At 70.3% G+C, this 19,606-nt stretch carries 15 protein-coding genes; 6 read left to right on the top strand and 9 right to left on the bottom strand.

Annotated elements, in window-relative coordinates; translation table 11 throughout:
- Nucleotides 1–9: 9 nt before the first annotated feature.
- Genes cobA through WI697_RS17945 form a run of 7 tightly spaced genes read right to left on the bottom strand, consistent with a single transcriptional unit; the run spans nt 10 to nt 10,150 of the window.
- The gene (gene cobA, locus WI697_RS17915; RefSeq protein ID WP_345959398.1) at nt 10–1,389 is read right to left on the bottom strand and encodes a uroporphyrinogen-III C-methyltransferase; all 1,380 of its coding nucleotides are present in this window, start codon (nt 1,387–1,389) and stop codon (nt 10–12) included.
- Complete coding sequence (locus WI697_RS17920; RefSeq protein WP_345959399.1) at nt 1,373–4,081, bottom strand: nitrate reductase; 2,709 nt, start codon at nt 4,079–4,081, stop codon at nt 1,373–1,375. The genes cobA and WI697_RS17920 overlap by 17 nt, the downstream gene beginning before the upstream one ends.
- Nucleotides 4,078–4,485, bottom strand: coding sequence for a nitrite reductase (NAD(P)H) small subunit (locus WI697_RS17925; protein ID WP_345959400.1), 408 nt, complete (start codon nt 4,483–4,485; stop codon nt 4,078–4,080). The genes WI697_RS17920 and WI697_RS17925 overlap by 4 nt, the downstream gene beginning before the upstream one ends.
- A gap of 14 nt (nt 4,486–4,499) precedes the next feature.
- Nucleotides 4,500–6,977: a nitrite reductase large subunit NirB gene (gene nirB, locus WI697_RS17930; protein WP_345959401.1), complete on the bottom strand. Its 2,478-nt coding sequence runs from the start codon at nt 6,975–6,977 to the stop codon at nt 4,500–4,502.
- A 14-nt stretch (nt 6,978–6,991) separates the two neighbouring features.
- The gene (locus tag WI697_RS17935; RefSeq protein WP_345959402.1) at nt 6,992–7,819 is read right to left on the bottom strand and encodes an ABC transporter ATP-binding protein; all 828 of its coding nucleotides are present in this window, start codon (nt 7,817–7,819) and stop codon (nt 6,992–6,994) included.
- Between the two features lie 40 nt (nt 7,820–7,859).
- Nucleotides 7,860–8,678 carry a nitrate ABC transporter permease gene (gene ntrB / locus WI697_RS17940; protein WP_062768457.1) on the bottom strand — a complete coding sequence of 273 codons (819 nt, stop codon included), beginning with the start codon at nt 8,676–8,678 and terminating at the stop codon, nt 7,860–7,862.
- 17 nt (nt 8,679–8,695) lie between these two features.
- Nucleotides 8,696–10,150: a CmpA/NrtA family ABC transporter substrate-binding protein gene (locus WI697_RS17945; protein WP_345959403.1), complete on the bottom strand. Its 1,455-nt coding sequence runs from the start codon at nt 10,148–10,150 to the stop codon at nt 8,696–8,698.
- Between the two features lie 330 nt (nt 10,151–10,480).
- On the opposite strand from WI697_RS17945, the gene mobB reads away from it, so the two are divergent.
- The 6 genes from mobB to WI697_RS17975 all read left to right on the top strand — a co-directional run bounded on the left by mobB (nt 10,481) and on the right by WI697_RS17975 (nt 16,120).
- Entirely contained in the window at nt 10,481–11,047 is a 567-nt protein-coding gene (mobB, locus tag WI697_RS17950; RefSeq protein ID WP_296708384.1) for a molybdopterin-guanine dinucleotide biosynthesis protein B, read from the top strand.
- 116 nt (nt 11,048–11,163) lie between these two features.
- Nucleotides 11,164–12,339 carry a benzoate/H(+) symporter BenE family transporter gene (locus WI697_RS17955; protein WP_345959404.1) on the top strand — a complete coding sequence of 392 codons (1,176 nt, stop codon included), beginning with the start codon at nt 11,164–11,166 and terminating at the stop codon, nt 12,337–12,339.
- A gap of 161 nt (nt 12,340–12,500) precedes the next feature.
- The gene (locus WI697_RS17960) at nt 12,501–13,727 is read left to right on the top strand and encodes an MFS transporter (RefSeq protein ID WP_296708379.1); all 1,227 of its coding nucleotides are present in this window, start codon (nt 12,501–12,503) and stop codon (nt 13,725–13,727) included.
- A 121-nt stretch (nt 13,728–13,848) separates the two neighbouring features.
- Nucleotides 13,849–14,706 carry a ZIP family metal transporter gene (locus WI697_RS17965; RefSeq protein WP_345959413.1) on the top strand — a complete coding sequence of 286 codons (858 nt, stop codon included), beginning with the start codon at nt 13,849–13,851 and terminating at the stop codon, nt 14,704–14,706.
- 155 nt (nt 14,707–14,861) lie between these two features.
- Nucleotides 14,862–15,245, top strand: a complete 384-nt coding sequence (locus tag WI697_RS17970) for an encapsulin-associated ferritin-like protein (RefSeq protein ID WP_296708375.1) — start codon at nt 14,862–14,864, stop codon at nt 15,243–15,245.
- Between the two features lie 47 nt (nt 15,246–15,292).
- Nucleotides 15,293–16,120 (top strand): family 1 encapsulin nanocompartment shell protein, encoded by an 828-nt coding sequence (locus WI697_RS17975; RefSeq protein ID WP_062768473.1) that lies wholly within the window; start codon nt 15,293–15,295, stop codon nt 16,118–16,120.
- Between the two features lie 120 nt (nt 16,121–16,240).
- Here WI697_RS17975 and WI697_RS17980 read toward each other — a convergent pair whose 3' ends face one another.
- Both WI697_RS17980 and WI697_RS17985 read right to left on the bottom strand, forming a co-directional pair.
- Nucleotides 16,241–17,458 (bottom strand): ABC transporter substrate-binding protein, encoded by a 1,218-nt coding sequence (locus WI697_RS17980; protein ID WP_062768476.1) that lies wholly within the window; start codon nt 17,456–17,458, stop codon nt 16,241–16,243.
- Nucleotides 17,459–17,786: 328 nt separating this feature from the next.
- Nucleotides 17,787–19,466, bottom strand: coding sequence for a methyl-accepting chemotaxis protein (locus WI697_RS17985; RefSeq protein ID WP_345959405.1), 1,680 nt, complete (start codon nt 19,464–19,466; stop codon nt 17,787–17,789).
- Nucleotides 19,467–19,606: the final 140 nt, after the last annotated feature.

The following is a 19,606-nucleotide window of genomic DNA, read 5'->3' on the forward strand; positions in this document are numbered from 1 at the left end:
TGCGGAAGGTCAGGCGGCGTCGCGCCCTTCCGCAGCGGCCGGGCGGGCAGCGGTTGCGGAAACGGCGATCGCCTCTCCCACCAGTATCGTCACCGGGCCGTCGGCGTCGAGCCCTACCAACGCATCGGGCAGCATGGCGAGCGGCACGCTGACGGATCGGGCCTGCGGGCGCCCGGCCCATTCGACCGCGGCGGCGGGTTCCGCCGGGTCGCGCCCGGCGGCGATCAGCGCCGCCACGATCGCCGACGCCCGGTCGCGGCCCATATAGATCGCGAGCGTGCCGTCGGCAGCGGCAAGCCGGTCGATCGCCCCGGGCAGGTCGCCCGCCAGATCATGGCCCGCCACCAGCGAGACCGAGCGTGCCGCGCCCCGCAGGGTCAGCGGCCGGCGGAGATGGGCGGCGGCCGCGGCTGCGGCGGTCACGCCCGGAATGATCCGGGCCGGAATGCCGGCCGCGTCGAGCGCCCCCAGTTCTTCGTCGAGCCGGCCGAAGATCGCCGGATCGCCGCCCTTCAGCCGCACCACATGCAGCCCGTCGCCCGCCAGCCGCACCATCAGCGCCGATATCGCCGCCTGGCGCATGGCATGGGCGCCGCAGCGCTTGCCGACCGGGATCCGCCGCGCCTCGCGCCGCGCCAGTTCCAGGATCGCGGGATCGATCAGGGCATCGTAGAGCACGACGTCCGCCGCCTCGATCGCGCGGGCGGCATCGCGGGTGAGCAGACCGGGGCCGCCGGGACCGGCGCCGACCAGATCCACCCGGCCCGCCTGGACCGGGATGGCGTCGGCCGGCAGGTCATCGATCGGGATCTCGGGATGGTCCAGCAGCCGGGCGGCCAGGTCGCGCCAGAAGCGGCGCCGCGCGGCCTGGTCGGTCAGACGCCGGGCGATCTCGGCGCGCCGGCTGCCGGCCGCGGTGACGGCGGCACCAAGGCCGGTCGGCAGCAGCGCTTCCAGCCGCTGGCGCAGGACGGAGGCCAGCGCCGGAAACCGGCCGCCGGTGTGGATCGCGATCTGCAGCGGCCCACGCCGCACCAGGGCGGGCAGGGTGACGTCGGACAGGGCCGGCCGGTCGACCGCATGGACCAGGGCGCCGGCTGCGGCCGCGGCCTCGGCGATCTGGGCGGTGGTCGCATCATCGATCTCGGGCGCGATCACCACCAGCCGGGTGCCGGCAAGATCGGGCAGGGGACGGAGCGGCCGGATCACGCGGCCCGCCAGTTCTGCGCAGGCGGGCGCATCGTCATGGATCCGGATCCGGGCGCCGGTGTCGTCGAGCAGGGCGAGCTTTGCCGCCGCCCCCGGCCCGGCACCGAAGACCACCACCCGCCGGCCGGCGAGACGGATGGCGAGGGGCAGGCCGTCGGCGGTGTCAGGCTGGTTCGACATGGGGCGTGGCCTCGCTGAGGATGGATCTGATCTGGTGGCGGCAGGATCCGCAGCCGCCGCCCGCGCCGGTGGCCTCGGTCACCCGGGCCAGTCTCTGGTCGAGCGGGCCGGTGCCGGCTGCGGCGAGGATGGCGCTTCGGCCCACGCCCGCGCAGGCGCAGATCGCGGGGTCCGGGCGTTCATCTCCGCCATCGGGATCGTGATCGGCCAGCAGCGCCAGGCGCAGGGCGGCGGGGGCGGCGGCGCCGCGATCTTTTGCGGGGTCGAGCAGACGGGCGAGTGCGGTGGTGTCGGGCAGGGCATGGGGTTGCCGTGCAAGCGCGATCACCGCCACGATCCGCCCGTCGGCGCCGGTCCAGGCGAGCCGCAGCCGGCCGCGGGCGGCATCGATCAGCTCGATCGCCGGCCCCGCATCGATGGCGGCGCCGAAGCCGCGGGCAAGGCGGGTGGCAAGCTGGCGCCAGTCTTCCGCCCCGGCCGGCGTTTCCTCCCCGGCCAGGATCACCGCCCGGCCGGCCTCGACCGCATGGCGGACCCAATAGGCGGGCAGGCGCACACCGCGGCGCAGCGGCCCGCGGGTCGCGCGATCGACCATCACCCCCGACCAGCCCGGCCGCCAGGGGGCGAGGCGGATAACCGCATGCTTCAGCTCCGGCTGGCCCGAGAGGGGGTCGGTGGCGGGGGAGGCGAGGTGGCCGATGGCGGCCTCGGCGGCGAAGGCGTCGGACCAGTGCAGGGGGGCGAAGACCTCGCCCCGGCGCTGCCCCGGATCGATCGTCACCTTCAGCAGCGCCGTGCCGCGCCGGCCGGTGATCCGGGCGAAGCCGCCCTGGTCGAGCCCGGCATCCCGTGCATCGGACGGGTTGACCGCCAGCAGCGGCTCGGGCGCATGGCCGGCAAGCCGGGCGGCCCGGCCGGTCCGGGTCATGGTGTGCCACTGGTCGCGCAGCCGGCCGGTGTTGAGCACCAGCTCGCCCGGCTGCGTCGGCCGTTCCACGGGCGGGCGATGATGCAGGGCGATCAGGCGCTGGGACGGCACCACCCGCGCGGTTCCGTTCCGGCTGCCGGCCGGCACCGGCCATTGCACCGGCTCCAGCGCGTCATATTGCTGGCGGGAGAGGCCGGCGAGGCCGGCGATGTCGAAATGCCGGCCGAAGCGGGCGGCGGCGGCGCCCGACAGCCGGGCGTGTTCATCGAAAATCTCCGCCGGGTGGCGCCAGGCGAAGGCATGGCCGAAGCCCAGCCGCCGGGCGACCTCTGCGATCAGCCACCAGTCGGGCCGGGCATCGCCCGGCGGCGGCAGCACCGCGCGTTGCCGGCTGATCCGACGCTCGGAATTGGTGACGGTGCCGTCCTTTTCCGACCAGCCGGAAGCGGGCAGCAGCACATGCGCCAGCGCCTGGGTGTCGGTGCCGGTCACGCAATCCGAGACCACCACCAGCGGGCAGCGGGCCAGCGCCCGGCGGAAGCGGCCGGCATCGGGCAGGCTGACGGCGGGGTTGGTGCCGATGATCCAGAGCGCGCCGATCTTTCCCGCCTCCAGCGCATCGATCAGCTCCACCGCCTTCAGCCCGGGGCCGACGGCCATATCGGTGGCCTGCCAGACATCGCCGACCAGCCGGCGCTCGGCGTCGGAGAAACCCAGATGTGCCGCCAGCTGATTGGCCAGCCCGCCGACCTCGCGTCCGCCCATGGCATTGGGCTGGCCGGTCAGCGAGAACGGCCCGGCGCCCGGCCGGCCGACACGGCCGAGCGCGATCTCCAGGTTCAGGATCGCATTCACCTTGTCGGTGCCGGCGCTCGACTGGTTGACGCCCTGGCTGAACAGGGTCAGGCAGCGCGGCGTCGTCAGTACCATGTCCGCAAGACGGGCCAGATCGGCAGGGGCCAGATCGGTCAGCGCCGCGCAGGCGGCGATGTCGGGGCAGTCGGTGCGGGCGGCCTCGATCGCGGCGGGGAAGCCTTCGGCCGCGCGATCGGCCAGGCCGCGGCGATCGGCCTCGACCAGCAGGAACTGCCAGAGGGCGGCATCGCTGCCCGGGCGGATGGCGAGATGCAGATCGGCGGCACGGCTGGTGTCGGTGGCGCGCGGATCGATGACCACCAGCCGCGTCCCCCGGGCGGCGCGGGCCTCCATCAGCCGGCCGAACAGCACCGGATGGCACCAGGCGGCGTTGGAGCCGACCAGCACCGCCAGATCGCAGAGATCCAGATCCTCGTAAGCCCCCGGCACAAGATCCTCACCGAAGCCGCGGACCTGGCCGGCGACGGTGGAGGACATGCAGAGCCGCGAATTGGTGTCGACATTGGCGCTGCCCAGGAAGCCCTTGGCCAGCTTGTTGGCGGCGTAATAATCCTCGGTCAGCATCTGGCCCGACAGATAGAAGGCGATGCCGCCCGGGCCGCGTTCGGCCCGCGCCCTGCGGAAGCCGTCCGCCACATGGTCGAGGGCGGCATCGAGCGGTACCGGCCGGCCGTCGATCCGCGCCCGGGTCAGCCGCCCGGCGCCGCCCAGCGTGTCGGCGAGGCTGGCGCCCTTGCCGCAGAGCCTGCCCAGATTGGCCGGATGGGCCGGATCGCCCGCCACCGGCAGCAGCCCGCCCTGCCCATCCGGCCGTGCCAGCACGCCGCAGCCGACCCCGCAATAGGCGCAGGTGGTGCGGATGGCGGCCGGTGGCGGCAGGGCGGTCATTCCGCCGCCTCGGCGATCAGGCCGGCACCGGCAGGCGCCGCCGGGCTCAGCGGCCGCAACCGCACCAGCACACGGCCCTCTGCGGAGACCGTGACCGGGTAGCGGGCAACGCAGTCGCGGTCGGGCGCCGCCGCCCGGCCATCATCCAGGCTGAACACCCGGCCATGCAGCGGGCAGGTGACCGCCCGGCCATGGACCAGCCCGTCCGCGAGCGGCCCGCCCTTGTGCGGGCAGGCATTGGCGATGGCGGCAGGCGGGCCTTCGGCCGGGCGGAACAGGGCGATGCTGCCGCCCTGGTGGCGGATCACCCGGGCACCGCGCAGCGGCAGGTCGTCGAGCGTGCCGCAATCGATCCAGTCGGTGCCGTCGCCAGGGACCGCGGTCATATCGGCGAGGATGGTCATGGGCTCGCGCCTCCTCACTCGGCCGCCCGGCGGGCGGGAACGTCGATGGTTGCGAACTCGGCACCGGGGGCGGCGGCGAGGCTTGCCCAGGGGTCGACCCGGGCATGGGTCTGGGAGGCCAGGAACCGGGCGCCGAGCGCCTGGCGGGCGGCGGTATCCGTCACCACCACCGCCTTCACGCGGTCGAGACCGATGCGCTCGATCCAGGGCGCCGTGCGCTCCAGATAGCGGGCGTCCTCGCGATAGAACTGGATGAAGGCGAGGCAGATCTCGATCACCTCGGCTTCGGTCGAAACCTTGGTCAGCGGGTCGGTGCCGCGCAGATGGATGCCGCCATTACCGCCGACCACCAGCTCGTAGCCGCTGTCGACGCAGATCACGCCGAAATCCTTGATCGTCGCCTCGGCACAGTTCCGCGGGCAGCCCGACACCGCCATCTTGAACTTGTGCGGCATCCAGGCGCCCCAGGTGATCCGTTCGAGTTTGACGCCCAGCCCGGTCGAATCCTGCGTGCCGAAGCGGCACCATTCGGATCCGACGCAGGTCTTCACCGTGCGCAGGCCCTTGGCATAGGCATGGCCCGAGACCATGCCGGCGGCGTTCAGATCGCGCCAGACCGCCGGCAGATCCTGCTTGCGCACGCCCAGCAGGTCGATGCGCTGGCCGCCGGTCACCTTCACGGTCGGGATGTCGTAGCGGTCGACGATATCGGCGATGGCGCGCAGCTCCGTGGCCGAGGTCAACCCGCCCCACATCCGCGGCACGACCGAGAAGGTGCCGTCCTTCTGGATGTTGGCGTGCACGCGCTCGTTCACGAAACGCGAGGCCGGGTCGTCGACACCGGCAGCCGGATGGGCGCAGAGCAGGTAGTAGTTGAGCGCCGGCCGGCATTTCGAACAGCCTTCGGGCGTTTTCCAGCCCAGTACCGCCATGGCCTGGATCGCGGTCATGGCCGGCAGATCGCCGAGCCGTGCGCGAACCGCGTCATGGCCGAGGTCGGTGCAGCTGCAGATCGCCGGATCGGCATCCTCTGCCTCCGCCGGTGCCGACCCGCCCAGGCACAGGCCGAGCAGCGCCTTCACCTGGCCGCTGCACGACCCGCAGGAGGCGGAGGCCTTGGTATGGGCGCGGACCTCGTCGAGGCTGGTGAGGCCCTGGCCCGCGATCGCCGCGGTGATCGTGCCCTTGCACACGCCGTTGCAGCCGCAGATTTCGGTATCGTCGGCAAGGGCGGCCACGGCGGCGGTCGCGGCATCGGCACCCGTGGCCGAGGGGCCGGCCGCGAAGGCCGGGCCGAAGATCAGCCGGTCGCGCAGGGCGCCCAGCGGCTCCGCCTTGCGCATGGTTTCGAAGAACCAGGGGCCGTCGGCGACATCGCCATACATGACCACGCCGTCCAGCCGGTCGTTACGGATCACCAGCTTGCGATAGCTGCCGCGTGCGGCATCGCGCAGCGTGATCTCTTCGGCATCCGCGCCGCCCAGACTGCCGGCCGAGAACACGTCGACGCCCGAGACCTTGAGCCGGGTGGCGGTGGGGCGGACGGCGAAGCCGTCGCCGGGCCGGCCGGCCAATGCGCGCGCCAGCACCTTCGCCTGATCGTAGAGCGGCGCCACCAGGCCGAAGCACTGACCGTCGAATTCGACGCATTCGCCGAGTGCGGCGATCGCCGGATCCGAGGTGCCGAGCCGGTCGTCGACCAGGATGCCGCGGCCGACCTCCAGCCCCGCCGCGCGGGCGAGGCCGGTTTCTGGCCGGATGCCGACCGCCATCACCAGCAGCTCCGCCGGCAGCACCCGGCCGTCGGCGAGTTCCAGCCCCGCAACCCGGCCGGTGCCGTCGTCCAGGATCGCCCGGCTGTTCGCGGCGGTGACCGTGGTGATGCCGCGGGCGGCGAGGGCATCCGCCAGCATGCCGCCGGCCTCGGCATCCAGCTGGCGTTCCATCACATGGCCGGCCAGGTGGACCACCGTCACCTTCATGCCCCGCCCGGCAAGCCCGGCCGCGGCTTCAAGGCCGAGCAGCCCGCCGCCGATCACCACCGCCGGTGCGCCGGGCCGGCCCAGGGCCAGCATGGTGTCGACATCGCCGAGGTCGCGGAAGGTGACGACGCCCTTGAGTGCCGCCCCGGGCAGGGGCAGGCGGATCGGCTGCGATCCGGTGGCCAGCACCAGCCGGTCATAGTCCAGCTGCCGGCCGGCGGCGGTGGTGACGCGCCGTGCCACCCGATCGATGCCGGTTGCGGCGTCGCCGGCCAGGAAGGTCACGCCGTGGCGATCAAGGAAGTCGTCGTCCAGCAGGCGGATCGCCTCTGCCGTCTTCTCTCCCGCCAGCACGGGCGAGAGCATGATCCGGTCATAGGGCGCATGGGGTTCGGCGCCGATCAGGGTGATGTCGCAGGCGCCGGGCGCCAGCGCGACCAGCTCCTGAACCAGACGGGTGCCGGCCATGCCGGCGCCGATGACGAGGATGCGGTCTCGGGGCGTGTTCATCGGGCGGCCTCCGCTCATTCCGCCGCGACGGCGAGCATCGCCGCCGCATCGGCATCCTCCACGGCATCGCCGTGCAGGAAGGACAGCATCTGGACCCGCGCCTCGATGAAGGCGGGATCGCGGAGCACCTGGGCGCGGCGGCGCGGGCGGGCGAGGGGGATGTCGACGATCCGGCCGATCCGCGCGGCCGGGCCCTCGGTCATCATCACCACCCGGTCGGCGAGCAGGGCGGCCTCGTCGACATCGTGGGTCACCATCATGACCGTCATCGACAGATCGGCCTGGATGGCCATCAGCTCGTCCTGAAGCCGGGCGCGGGTCAGCGCGTCGAGCGCGCCGAAGGGCTCGTCCATCAGCAGCACGGCCGGGCGCATGGCCAGCGCCCGGGCGATGCCGACCCGCTGGCGCATACCGCCCGACAGCTCGTGCGGCCGGCGCGCGGCGGCATGGTCCATGCGCACCATCGCCAGATGTTCGTCGATCAGCTGCGCGCGGGCGGCGGCATCCATCGTCCGGCGATGCACCTGATCCACCGCCAGCGCCACATTCTCGCGCACCGTCAGCCAGGGCAGCAGGGCATGGGACTGAAAGACCATCGCCCGGTCGGGGCCGGGGGCATCGACCACTTTGTCGTCGAGCAGGATGGCCCCCCGCTCGGGCGTGATCAGCCCGGCCACGATGTTGAGCAGGGTGGATTTGCCGCAACCGGAATGGCCGATCACCGCCACGAATTCACCACGGGCGATCTTCAGATCGATGCCGCGCAGGATGGGTCGGACACCGTCGCGGGTGCGAAAGTCGAGATCGACGCCTTCGATCGACAGATGCGGTCGGTTGGTCATCGGGATCGTCCCTCTCAATGGGCCCTCTGAAGGGGCGCCCTCAATGGGAAAGGCGGCGCTGAACGGCGGCCATGGCGGCGTCGAGCGCGATGCCCACCAGCCCGATCAGGACGATCGCCACCAGGATGCTGGGGACCGAGAGGTTGTTCCACTCGTCCCAGATGAAGAAGCCGATGCCGACCCCGCCGGTGAGCATTTCTGCTGCCACGATCACCATCCAGGCGGTGCCGAGCGACAGCCGCATGCCGGCCAGCACATAGGGCAGGGCGGCGGGCAGCAGGATGCGGCGGAACATGGCAAGCCGGCCCAGGCGCAGCACGCGGCCGACCTGGACGTAATCGGCCGGCACGGCGCGCACGCCGGCGGCGGTATTCAGGATCACCGGCCAGATGCTGGTGATCAGGATCACGAAGATCGCGGAAGGATCGACCGCCCGGAACAGCAGCAGGCCGATCGGCAGCCAGGCGAGCGGGCTGACCGGGCGCATCACCTCGATGAAGGGGGTGAAGGCGCGGGACGCCGCCTGGCTGGTGCCGATCAACAGGCCCAGCGGCAGGCCGATCAGGCAGGCGAGGCCGAAGCCCGCCAGCACCCGGCCCAGCGAATAGAGCAGCTGCCAGAAGATGCCCTGGTCGTTGGGCCCCGCGATGTAGAACGGGTCGGAAAACAGCTCGATACCGCGGGCGAGGGTTTCACCAACGCCCGGCAGGTCGGTCGCCACCGTCTGCTGGATCAGCGTCCAGCCGCCGAGGGCGACGGCGAGGGTCAGAAGCGGCCAGACGATGCGCTCGGCCACAAGGCCGAGGCGCCGTCCGATGCCGGTGCCCTTTGCGGCACCGTCGAGGGAGATGTCGGCCATGGGAACGGGCTCCTGGCTCAGGCGGCGCTGGCGCGCGGGGTGGTCTGGGCGGCGGCCAGTGCGGTCAGGTCCACGGCCGGGGCCTTGATCGCGAACTGGCGGATATAGCCGACCGGGTCGGCCGGATCGAAGCGGGTGCCGTCGAAGAACACATCCGGGCCCATGGCGATCGGCCGGGTCGCGCGGGTCAGGGTCCAGGCGGAGGTGTTGATACCTTCGGGCTTGCGATCGATGGTCGGTGTGGCAATGTCCATCTGGGCCGCGACCTTGCGGTAGAGATCGGGTCTGTAGACCGCGGCCGCGGTGGCGGCGATGTCGACCGGCCGGTCGATCTGGCCCCAGCGGATCATCTGGGTCAGCGTCCATTCGGCATGGCTGATCCAGGGGAAGTTGGCGGCATAGCGGCTGAAGACGTTGAAATCGGGCAGCGGGCGCGGCGCCTCGTCGGCGGCATAGCGGAAGGTGCCGGTCATCGACATCCGCACCACCTCGGCCGGCGCATTCACATAGGCGCGGCCGGCGATGATGTCGGCGGCCTCCGCCCGGTTCGCCGGATCGTCCAGCCACTGGCCGGCGGCGATCACCGCGCGCAGCATCGCCTCGTGGGTCGCGGGGTTCTTCTCCGCCCAGTCGGCGGCGACGCCCAGCACCTTTTCGGGCTGATTGGCCCAGAGCTCGACGCTGGTGATCGCGACCTTGCCGATGCCGGCCTCGACCGCGCGTTCGTTCCAGGGTTCGCCCACGCAATAGCCGTCGCAATTGCCGGCACGCAGATTGGCGACCATCTGCGGCGGCGGGATTACGATGATGCGCAGATCGGCATCCGGATCGATCCCGGCCGAGGCCAGCCAGTAGCGCAGCTCGTACATATGCGACGACACCGGGAAGACCGCGGCAAAGGTCAGCGGCGCCTTGCCGGCGGCCTTGTCGGCATCGATCACCGCCTTCAGCGCCCGGGCGGTCATCGGCCGTTCGGCCATCGCCGCCGGGTCGGCCGCAACCATCCGGTCATGGAGCGCGTTGGACAGCGTGATCGCATTGCCGTTCAGGTCCAGCGACAGGGCGGTCACCTGCGCCTGGGGAATGGCGCCGAGACCCAGGGTCGCGGCGATCGGCATGCCGGCCAGCATATGGGCGGCATCCAGCGCGCCGATGGTCATCTTGTCGCGGATATTGGCCCAGGACGCCTCTTTCGACAGGGTGACCTTCAGGCCTTCGCGCTTGAAGAATCCCTTCTCATGGGCGATGACCAGGGGGGCGCAATCGGTCAGCGGAATGAAGCCGATGGCAAGGTCGGTCTTCTCGGGCGCCGCACCGGTCGCGGCGGCAAAGGCGCCGCCCGGCAGCAGCAGCCTTGCGGCGGCCAGCGTCGCGGCGGCCCCCAGCAGCCCCCGCCGGCTGATCCGGAAGCGGCGCGCATCCGCGGCGGCGGAGGCGTCGGGAGAGGCGGGCGGAATGATCTTGTCGGTCATGGGCTCAGGCTCTCGCAGATGGCGGCAGCAGGCGGGGGTCTCTTGGTATCGACACCAAGGTATCTACAAGTTCCGTGCCAAGCCCTGCATTCCGGCTGTATCCCGCGCTGCACAACGCTTTTGGTGCGGCGCATGTGGGGCGGGCTTGAGCGGTCTGATGCGGAAAATGCCTGATTTATAGGCTATTAGTCTTTTGTGCCTACTAAATGGTCAACTTTGAGCTTCGAATAGGGTCTTTCGGGTCTAAAACAGGTCTGTGGATCGACCCCGACTTGCCAACCGGCGGCGTGACGGGTATGCGGAACGGATCAGCCGGATCGGGGAGGGGACATGCGGATCATCGGCCTGGTGGGGCCCGGCAACAGCGGCAAGACCACGCTGATCGAGGGGCTGATCCCGCTGCTTGCGGCCGGGGGGCGGCAGGTGGTCACCGTGAAGCGCAGCCATCACCGCCCGGATCTGGATCGGCCGGGCAAGGACAGCGACCGTCATCGCCGGGCCGGGGCGGCCGCTGTGGTGGTGGGCGGCGGCGGCCTGGTCGGTGTGCTGCGGGAAGAGCCGGCGACCGCGCCGGACGGCGTTTCGGAACCCGATCCGGCGGACCAGCTGCGCCGCTGGCTCACCCTTGCCGGGCCGGCGGATATCGCCATCGTCGAAGGCTTCGCCGGCGCCGGCCATCCGCGGCTGGAGGTGCTGGCCCCCGGCCGGCGCGATGCGCGCTGGCCGCTCTATCCGCGCGACGACCGGATCCTGGGCGTCGTCGTGCCCGACCCGGCAGCCCTGACCTGCGCGGCCCTCGACCGCGACATGCTGGGTGGGCGGCCGATCTTCGGCCGCGACGATCTGCATGCCGTGGCAGGTTTCGTGCTGTCTGAGGCGTGGCCCTCCTGGTCCTGATAAACCATCGGTTTAGTCGATGGAAACGTCATGACATTCGCGTGGAACGCTTGCGCCGGCGGCCCGTATGGCGGAAAGTGCGGTCCTCTCCCCAGCCGTCTCCGGGACCCCATCCCTTGCCGCTCGCTTCGCTCTCCGCTGCCCTCATCGCCGCCCTGGTCGGCTTCGGCGGCACCGTCGCCCTGATCGTCCAGGCCGGCCAGGCCCTGGGCGGCACACCTGATCAGATCACCTCGGCGGTCACCGCCCTCTGTCTCGGCATTGCGCTGCCCGGTGCGCTGCTCAGCTTCCGGCTGCGCATGCCGGTGGTGCTGGCCTGGTCGACACCGGGGGCGGCCCTGCTCGCCGCCTCGACCCTTCATGCCGGCTGGGCCGAAGCGACCGGCGCCTTCATGGCGGCTGCGCTGATGATGATCATCCTGGGGTTGGTGCCGGCGCTGGGCCGGCTGGCCGCCAGGATCCCGGCGGCCGTCGCCGCCGCCATGCTCGCGGGCGTGCTGCTGCCCTTCTGCATGTCGCTGTTCCGCGCCTTGCAGAGCGATGCCCTGCTCGCGGGGCTGGTGCTGATCGTCTTCGTGGTCGCCCGGCAGCGCGCGCCCACTTTCGCCCTGCTGATCGTGCTGGTGGTGGCGGTCGCGGCGGTGGTGCTGGGTGGCAATTTCACCGCACCGCATGACGGCGACCTCTTCGGCAGTCTGGTGCCGGTGATGCCGGTCTTCGATCCGGCGGTGATCATCAGCCTGGGCCTGCCGCTGTTTCTGGTGACGCTGGTCTCGCAGAACCTGCCGGGTTTCGTGGTGCTGGCCCAGGCCGGCTATACCGCGCCCACCCGGCCGGTGCTGACGCTCACCGGCCTCGCCTCGCTGCTGCTGGCTCCGATGGGCGCCCATGCGGTCAATCTGGCGGCGATCACCGCCGCGATCTGCACCGGCCCCGATGCCCATCCCGACCCGCGCCGACGCTGGGTCACCGGCATCGCCTATGCGGGTTTCTATGTGCTGCTGGCCCTGTTTTCGGCACCGCTGGTCGATCTGTTCATGGGGCTGCCGCGCGACACCATCCAGATCATCACCGGCGTGGCCCTGCTCGGCCCGCTCACCGGGTCGATCGCGGGCATGCTGTCGAACCCCGACGACCGAGAGGTGGCGGTGATGACCTTCGCCGCCACGGCCTCGGGTGTCACCCTGTTCGGCATCGGCTCGGCCTTCTGGGGGCTGGTGACCGGCTTCCTGGTGCTGGCGGCCCGGCGCCTGCTGGCCCGGCGGCGCGACGTGGTGCGCGGTTCCGCATGACCGGGGCTGTCAGGGTTGCAGCATGGGCGCGTGTGCGCACCGTCTTCGCGCGCTAAGGTTTGCGGCGTCATCCGTCAGCGGAGAGCCGGAACGCCGTGTCAGCAGAACTGTCCAGCCCCCCTGAGCCCGGTTCCGGCGCGCGCCCGCCCCGAACCCTTCGCATGATCGCCGTGATGTGCCTGTGCGAGGTGCTGTCCATGGCGGCCTATGGGTGCTATCCGGCCCTGTTGCCGCTGCTGCGCGACGACTGGCGCCTCAGCAACGGCACGGCCGGCTGGATTTCTTCGGCCTTCTTCGTGGGCTATGTCGCGGCGGTGCCGGTGCTGACCGGTGCCACCGACCGGGTCGATGCCCGGCGGGTCTATATCGGCTCGCTCACCCTGATCGCGCTGGCCACACTCGGCTTCGGCAGTTTTGCCACCGGGCCACTGTCGGCCGGCCTGTTCCAGGCGCTGGCCGGTGCCGGTTTCGCCGGGTCCTACATGCCCGGCCTCAAGATCCTGAGCGATCATGTCCGCGGCCCCAAGGCCAGCCGGGCGGTCGCCAGCTATACCGCCTGCTTCTCGCTGGGGGCCGGGCTGTCGGTCTGGCTGGCGGGGCTGGTGGCCGCCGCCGGCGGCTGGCAGGCCGGGTTCTGGTCGGCGGGGGCACTGGCGGCCACGGCGCTGGTGCTGGCGCTGATCGCGGTGCCGGCAACACCGCCGCCCGCGCCGGCCGCCGGCATCCGCCATCGCTCCTGGTGGATGCCGCCGGATTTCCGGCCGGTGCTGCGCAACCGCCGGGCCATCGCCTATACGCTCGCCTATGCCGGCCATTGCTGGGAGATGTTCGGCCTGCGCAGCTGGCTGGTGGCCTTTCTGGTCCATGCCGGCGCCGCGGCCGCCTGGGCCAGCAGCCTGGGCGGCGCGATCATCGCCTCGGGGATTCTGACCAGTTTCTTCGGCAACGAGATGGCGATGCGGCTTGGTCGTCGGCGCTGGATCACGGTCGCGATGTCGGTGACGGCGGTGCTGGCCGGCGTGACCGCGGCGGTCGCCGGCGCACCGCTCGCCCTCGTGCTGGTGGTGGTGGCGGTCTACAATCTGATGGTCATGGCCGACAGCGCCTCGCTGACCGCGGGCGCGGTCGCCGAAAGCGATCCGTCGGTGCGCGGGGCCGCGATGGCCATGCATGCGCTGCTGGGCTTCGGCGGCGCGATCCTGTCGCCGATCACCTTCGGTCTGGCGCTCGACGGGGCAGGGGGCGACGGCGACCCGCTGGGCTGGGCGGCGGGTTTCGCGGTGCTGGCGGCGGGCGGGCTGATCGGCCTTGCCGCCTTCCGCAGGATCGGCAGGGACGGCCCACCTCCGCCTGTGATGATTTCGGGGGAGGACCGTGGCAACGGTTGATCCGTCATGCACGTGCCCCATATTCTGGCCATGATCCGGGCAGCAGCAGGACCGATGATCGGAGGACACCATACCTGATCTCGCATCCATAGATCCGGTCTGGCTGGGCCTGGGCGGCAGCCTGCTTGCAGGCCTTGCGACCGGTCTCGGCGCGCTACCCGTGCTGGTGATCCGACGGCCGGGCATCCGGCGGGAAAACCTGCTGCTGGGCGGTGCCGCGGGCGTGATGCTGGCCGCCGCTCTGTTGTCGCTGCTGGTGCCGGCGCTTGGAAGCTCGGTCGCCCGCTATGGCGCGCTCTGGGGCGCCCTCGGCATCGGGGTCGCCATCGGGCTGGGGGCCGCGGCGATCGCGGCCCTGCACGCCGTGGTGCCGCATCTGCATGTCCAGCAGGATGACGAGGCGGTCGACCACACCCTGCGCAGCCCCCATGGACCCGGCAGCCCGGCCATGGTCGCGGCGGGCGGCGATGCGCTTCTGGTGGTCGATGGCGGCGGAATGGCGGCGATCGATGCCCGGCGGATGGCGCCGGCCCTGCTGATGGTGCTGGCGATCGCGCTCCACAATCTGCCCGAAGGTCTGGCGGTCGGCGTCGGGCTCGGCGGCTCGGGGGCCGAGGGCGGCGGCGATCTGGGCCAGGGCATTGCGCTGGCGATCGGCATCATGATCCAGAACCTGCCGGAAGGCTTCGTCGCGGCGGTGGGCATGATGATGACCGGGGCCAGCCGTATGACGGCACTTCTGGTCGCCTTCGGCACCGGCGCGCTGGAAATCATCGGCGGCGGCCTGGGCGTCGCCCTTGCCGGGCTGGGTGCCGGGGTGCTGCCCTGGACCATGGCGTTCGCGGCTGGCGCGATGATCTTCGTCGTCAGCCATGAGATGATCCCCGAAACCCATCGCCATGGCCAGGAGATGGGGGCGAGCTGGGCACTGATCGCCGGCTTTGCCGTTATGACCGCAATCGCCGCCGGCTTCGGTTGAGGCCGGCTTGGGTTTGACGCCGGCTTCGGTTTGACGGCTGTGGTGGCAAAAAAACCGGGACCACGGAAACACGAAGCGGCGGCCCTGCAGACCGCTGCCCTGGACGAGATGGCGCCGGCCGACCGGCGCGACGAAACGAAGAAGGAGACGAGCAGATGGCCGGAGAGGTCCTGCATGCCCCGCGCGAGAAGCTGAGCCGCCACACCCTGGCGCTCCATCATGCAATCTCGTCGCTGATGGAAGAGCTGGAGGCGGTGGACTGGTACCGCCAGCGGGCCGATGACTGCGAGGACGACGAGCTGCGCGAGATCCTGCTGCACAATATGCGCGAGGAAATCGAGCACGCCATGATGACGCTGGAATGGCTGCGCCGGAACGACGGCGACTTTGCCGAGCAGATCAAGACCTATCTGTTCACCGAAGGCCCGATCACCGAGGTGGAGGAAAGCGCCACCGGCGGCGGTGACGAGACGGGCGGTGGCGGAGAGGGCGGCGGCGGTGACGGCCTGACCATCGGCCGCATGAAGAAGCGCCGCTGATCCGGCCCCGTCTGTCCCTTGCCGTCTATTGCCAGGAGTTTCACGAGATGGATTACCTGAACCGTTCCCAGGCCCCCTTCGGCACCGATCTCTGGCGCCGGATCGACGAGGCGGCGATCGATGCCGCCCGCGACGCGCTGACCGGCCGCCGCTTTCTGGAGGTCGACGGCCCCTATGGTGTGGGCCTGACCTCGATCGAGATCGGCAATGACGACTATTGCCGCGACCCCGGCCCCGACGAGGCCGGCGCGGTGATGAGCCGCGCGATTTCGGTGCCGATGCTGCGCAAGGGCTTTCGGCTGAGCGTGCGGCGCATCGCCTCTTCCACCGATCAGGGCCAGCCGCTGAACCTCGACCCGGTCGAGGATGCAGCCGAGGCCGTGGCCGCGCGCGAAGAGGAGATGATCTATTACGGCAACCCCGATTTCGGCCTCGAAGGCCTGTTGAGCGCCCGCGGCCGCCACGAGATCGAGGGCGGAGACTGGGCGAATATCGATCAGGCGCTGCAGGACGTGCTCGCCGCGGTGAACAGGCTGGATGAAAGCGGCCTGCGCGGCCCCTATGCGCTGGCCCTGTCGCCCCGGCTCTACAACTCGCTGTTCCGCCGCTATGACGGCAGCGACGTGCTGCAGCTGGAGCATATCTCCCGCGTTTGCACCGTCGGCATCTTCAAGGCGCCGATCGAAGGCGGCGTGCTGGTCGATCCGCGGGTCGGCGTGCTGGTGATCGGCCAGGATCTGCGTGCCGGCTATGGCTCGCATGACGGCATTCACCATCACCTCTACCTGTCGGAAAGCCTGGTGCTGCGCATCGACGATCCCAAGGCGATCTGCACCATCGGCGCCGATGTCGGCAAGGTGCCCGCCGGTAAGTGATGCCCCGGCAAGTGATGCCGCTGCGGCCGTCCGAGGCCGGAGCTGAACGACGAAACGCCGCCATCCGGACCCGGATGGCGGCGTTTCGTATGATAACCTCAGGTCTTAAGGTCTGGCCGCTTACTTCTTGACCAGCGGGCACTCACCCTTGTCCATGGGGCGGAAGGCCTGATCGCCCGGGATGGTGGCCAGCACCTTGTAATAGTCCCAGGGGCCCTTCGACTCCTCGGGCTTCTTCACCTCGACAAGATACATGTCGTGCACCATGCGGCCGTCGGGGCGGATATGGCCGTTCTTGGCGAAGAAGTCGTTGATCGGGGTCGCCTTCATCTGGTCGGCCACGGTCTTGCCGTCATCCGAACCGGTGGCCTCGATCGCCTTCAGATACTGGGTGACGCCCGAATAGATGCCCGCCTGGAGCATGTTGGGCATCTTGCCGGCCTTCTCCTGGAACCGCTTGGCGAAGGCGCGGGTCTCGTCGTTCATGTCCCAGTAATAGCCGGTGGTGACCACCAGCCCCTGGGCGACCTGCAGGCCGAGCGCATGGATGTCGTTGATGAACACCAGCAGGCCGGCCAGCTTCTGCCCGCCCTGGGTGATGCCGAATTCCGACGCCTGCTTGATGGAGTTGACGGTATCGCCGCCGGCATTGGCCAGGCCGATCACGTCCGCGCCCGAGCCTTGCGCCTGGAGCAGGAAGGACGAGAAGTCGGTGGTCGGGAAGGGCGCGCGCACACCGCCCACCACCTCGCCGCCCGCGGCATTCACCGCGTTGGTGGTGTCACGCTCCAGCGCGTGGCCGAAGGCATAGTCGGCAGTGATGAAATACCACTTCTTGGCGCCCTGACCGACCAGCGCCGAACCGGTGCCGGTCGCCAGCGCATAGGTGTCGTAGACGTAGTGGATGCCGGTGGGCGAGCAGGCCTTGCTGGTCAGGTCCGAGGTGCCGGCACCGGCGTTCAGGTGCAGCTTGCCCTTTTCCTTGGCGATATTCTGAACCGCCAGACCCACCGACGAGGTCGGAACGTCGACGATCACGTCGACGCCGTCGCGGTCGTACCACTGGTTGGCGATGTTGGACCCGATATCCGGCTTGTTCTGGTGGTCGGCGAAGATCACCTCGACCGGCACGCCCTTGACCTTGCCGCCGTAATCCTCCACCGCCATGCGGGCGGCGATGACCGAGGCCTGGCCGGTGACGTCGGCATAGATGCCCGACTGGTCGTTGAGCACGCCGATGCGCACGACATTGTCCGAGATCTCGGCCTGAGCCGCCCCCGCGGCGAGGCCGGTCATGGTCGCAAGAACCGCGGCAGCGATCGCGTTCCTGGTGTTCATCTGTATCCTCCCTGGGCGGATCGGGGCCGACGGCCATGGTCCCCGCGTGTTCCCGGCGGGTCTGCGACGGCCTGCTCTCCCTGCAGGAACGCCACTGCCCGACATGCCCGCCGCAACCCGCTCCCCAGCGCGTCGGTCAGGCATGTCACGATCCGGAATGATCCGCATCCTTTGATCTGATCGGGAGATGTTTCATAGAACATGAAACCTCACTCCCGGGCCGTCTTGGGAAAGATGATGCTGTATTCGAGGGGCTGCATGAAAGGAAAAAACGCCGTTACCGCCCAAAAGCGGTAACGGCGTTCGTGACTTCAACCAAGGGCGGGTTTCACGCCGCGCGAATATCGCCGAGGAAGCGATCGACCACCTGCTTCAGATCATCGGCCTGACGATTGAGCCGCCCGGCGGCATCCCGCACCGTGCCGGCCGTGGCACCCGTCTGGTTCGCGGCGGTGCCGACCGCGGCGATGCTGCCGGTCACCGCTTCCGTCGCCTGGGCGGCGGCCTGGGTGCTGCGAGCGATGGACAGGGTTCCGGCGCCCTGTTCCTGCACCGCGGCGGCGATGTCGCCGGCAATCTCGCTGATCGAGCTGATGATCTTCGCAATGCCGTCGATGGCGGTGACGGCCCGGCGGGTTTCTTCCTGTACGGCGCCGATCTGGCGCGAGATGTCTTCGGTGGCGCGGCCGGTCTGGCTTGCCAGGTTCTTCACTTCCGAGGCGACGACCGCGAAGCCCTTGCCGGCATCACCCGCCCGCGCCGCCTCGATGGTGGCGTTCAGCGCCAGAAGATTGGTCTGGTCGGCAATGGCATCGATCAGCACCACCACCTCGCCGATCCGGTCGCCGGTATCCGACAGGCCGCGCACGATTTCGGTGGTGCGCCGCGCCTCTTCGGTGGCCCGTGCGGCGATGTCGGCGGCCTGGGTCACCCGGCGGGCGATGTCTTCGGTAGAGGTCGACAGCTCTTCCGCCGCCGCGGCGATGGTCTGGACATTGGCATCGGCCTGGTTGGCGGCGCCGACCATGGTGTCGGCCTGGCGGCCGGCCTGGTCTGCGGCCTCGGTCAGTTCGGCGGCGGCCCGTTCCATGGCGCGGGCCGCATCCAGCACCACCGACAGGGACTGGCGGGCATCGTCGTCGAAACGGCCGGTCAGTTCGTCGACCCGGTGGCTCCGCTGCAGCCGGGCCGCCTGTTCGGCCTCGCGCTGGCGGGTCAGCTCGTCGGCGGCGGCCAGCCCCTCGCGGACCACGCCGAAGGCCCGGACGATCGCGCCGATCTCGTCGCGCCGCCCGGCCCCCTTCAGATCGATGCTCCGTTCGCCCTGGGCCAGACGCTCCAGCCCCCGCGTCACGGCCTTCAGCGGCGGCACGGTGGAGCGGAACACCAGCAGGGCCAGCAGGCCCAGCACAAGCGCCGCCGCGGCGGCGATACCGCCCAGGCGCAGCGCCTGGGCCTGGAAGGCCGCCTCGATGTCGTCGGTATAGACGCCGGTGATCACACCGACATCCGTGCCGGGCACGCGCTGGATGAAGGACAGTTTGGGCTCGGGGTCGCCACCTTTCTGACGCGGCCACAAATAGGCGAAGGCGCCCTGTCCGGTGGTGGTCGCAATCTTGATGGCGTCCTGCACATAGGCGACGCCGTTGCTGTCCTTGGCGTCGATCATGTTGCGGCCGACGATGTTCGGGAACTTGCCGTTCATCCGCATCACGCCGGTCATGTCGATCGCCGAAAGATATTCCTCGCCGTCATAGCGCACCGGCTGCAGCAGGGCGAGCCCGGCTTCGATGGCCGCCGCCCGGTCGCCGCCGGCCGCCTCGGCACGGGCGATCTCGTCGGAGACGATGGACACACCCACCTCGACCAGGGCTTCCAGCTTGGCCTGACGGTCGGTGTAAAGGGTTTCGCGCAGGGTGGTGAGGGAAAGATAGATCGTGGCCGCTACGCCGATCAGCGCAGCGATGATCAGGATGCCCAGCTTGGCACCCGTCGACAAATTCTGCATCGGCCGGAACTCCGAAACACCTCGGGGCCCGGGAAGGGCGCCGGATCGGAAGAGTGTAGGGAGGTTGCATTAATTAATGGTTGAAGTTCCTGGTCAAAAAACGAGTCAGGCGCGATTCATGGTTAACGGCGGCCACAAAA

This window comes from Tistrella mobilis (assembly GCF_039634785.1).
Lineage (GTDB): Bacteria > Pseudomonadota > Alphaproteobacteria > Tistrellales > Tistrellaceae > Tistrella > Tistrella mobilis.

What these genes read in the sequence shown, in the direction of transcription:
- cobA (WP_345959398.1), bottom strand. Translation starts at nt 1,389, where the DNA reads ATGTCGAACCAGCCTGACACCGCCGACGGCCTGCCCCTCGCCATCCGT.
- WI697_RS17920 (WP_345959399.1), bottom strand. Translation starts at nt 4,081, where the DNA reads ATGACCGCCCTGCCGCCACCGGCCGCCATCCGCACCACCTGCGCCTAT.
- WI697_RS17925 (WP_345959400.1), bottom strand. Translation starts at nt 4,485, where the DNA reads ATGACCATCCTCGCCGATATGACCGCGGTCCCTGGCGACGGCACCGAC.
- nirB (WP_345959401.1), bottom strand. Translation starts at nt 6,977, where the DNA reads ATGAACACGCCCCGAGACCGCATCCTCGTCATCGGCGCCGGCATGGCC.
- WI697_RS17935 (WP_345959402.1), bottom strand. Translation starts at nt 7,819, where the DNA reads ATGACCAACCGACCGCATCTGTCGATCGAAGGCGTCGATCTCGACTTT.
- ntrB (WP_062768457.1), bottom strand. Translation starts at nt 8,678, where the DNA reads ATGGCCGACATCTCCCTCGACGGTGCCGCAAAGGGCACCGGCATCGGA.
- WI697_RS17945 (WP_345959403.1), bottom strand. Translation starts at nt 10,150, where the DNA reads ATGACCGACAAGATCATTCCGCCCGCCTCTCCCGACGCCTCCGCCGCC.
- mobB (WP_296708384.1), top strand. Translation starts at nt 10,481, where the DNA reads ATGCGGATCATCGGCCTGGTGGGGCCCGGCAACAGCGGCAAGACCACG.
- WI697_RS17960 (WP_296708379.1), top strand. Translation starts at nt 12,501, where the DNA reads ATGATCGCCGTGATGTGCCTGTGCGAGGTGCTGTCCATGGCGGCCTAT.
- WI697_RS17970 (WP_296708375.1), top strand. Translation starts at nt 14,862, where the DNA reads ATGGCCGGAGAGGTCCTGCATGCCCCGCGCGAGAAGCTGAGCCGCCAC.
- WI697_RS17975 (WP_062768473.1), top strand. Translation starts at nt 15,293, where the DNA reads ATGGATTACCTGAACCGTTCCCAGGCCCCCTTCGGCACCGATCTCTGG.
- WI697_RS17980 (WP_062768476.1), bottom strand. Translation starts at nt 17,458, where the DNA reads ATGAACACCAGGAACGCGATCGCTGCCGCGGTTCTTGCGACCATGACC.
- WI697_RS17985 (WP_345959405.1), bottom strand. Translation starts at nt 19,466, where the DNA reads ATGCAGAATTTGTCGACGGGTGCCAAGCTGGGCATCCTGATCATCGCT.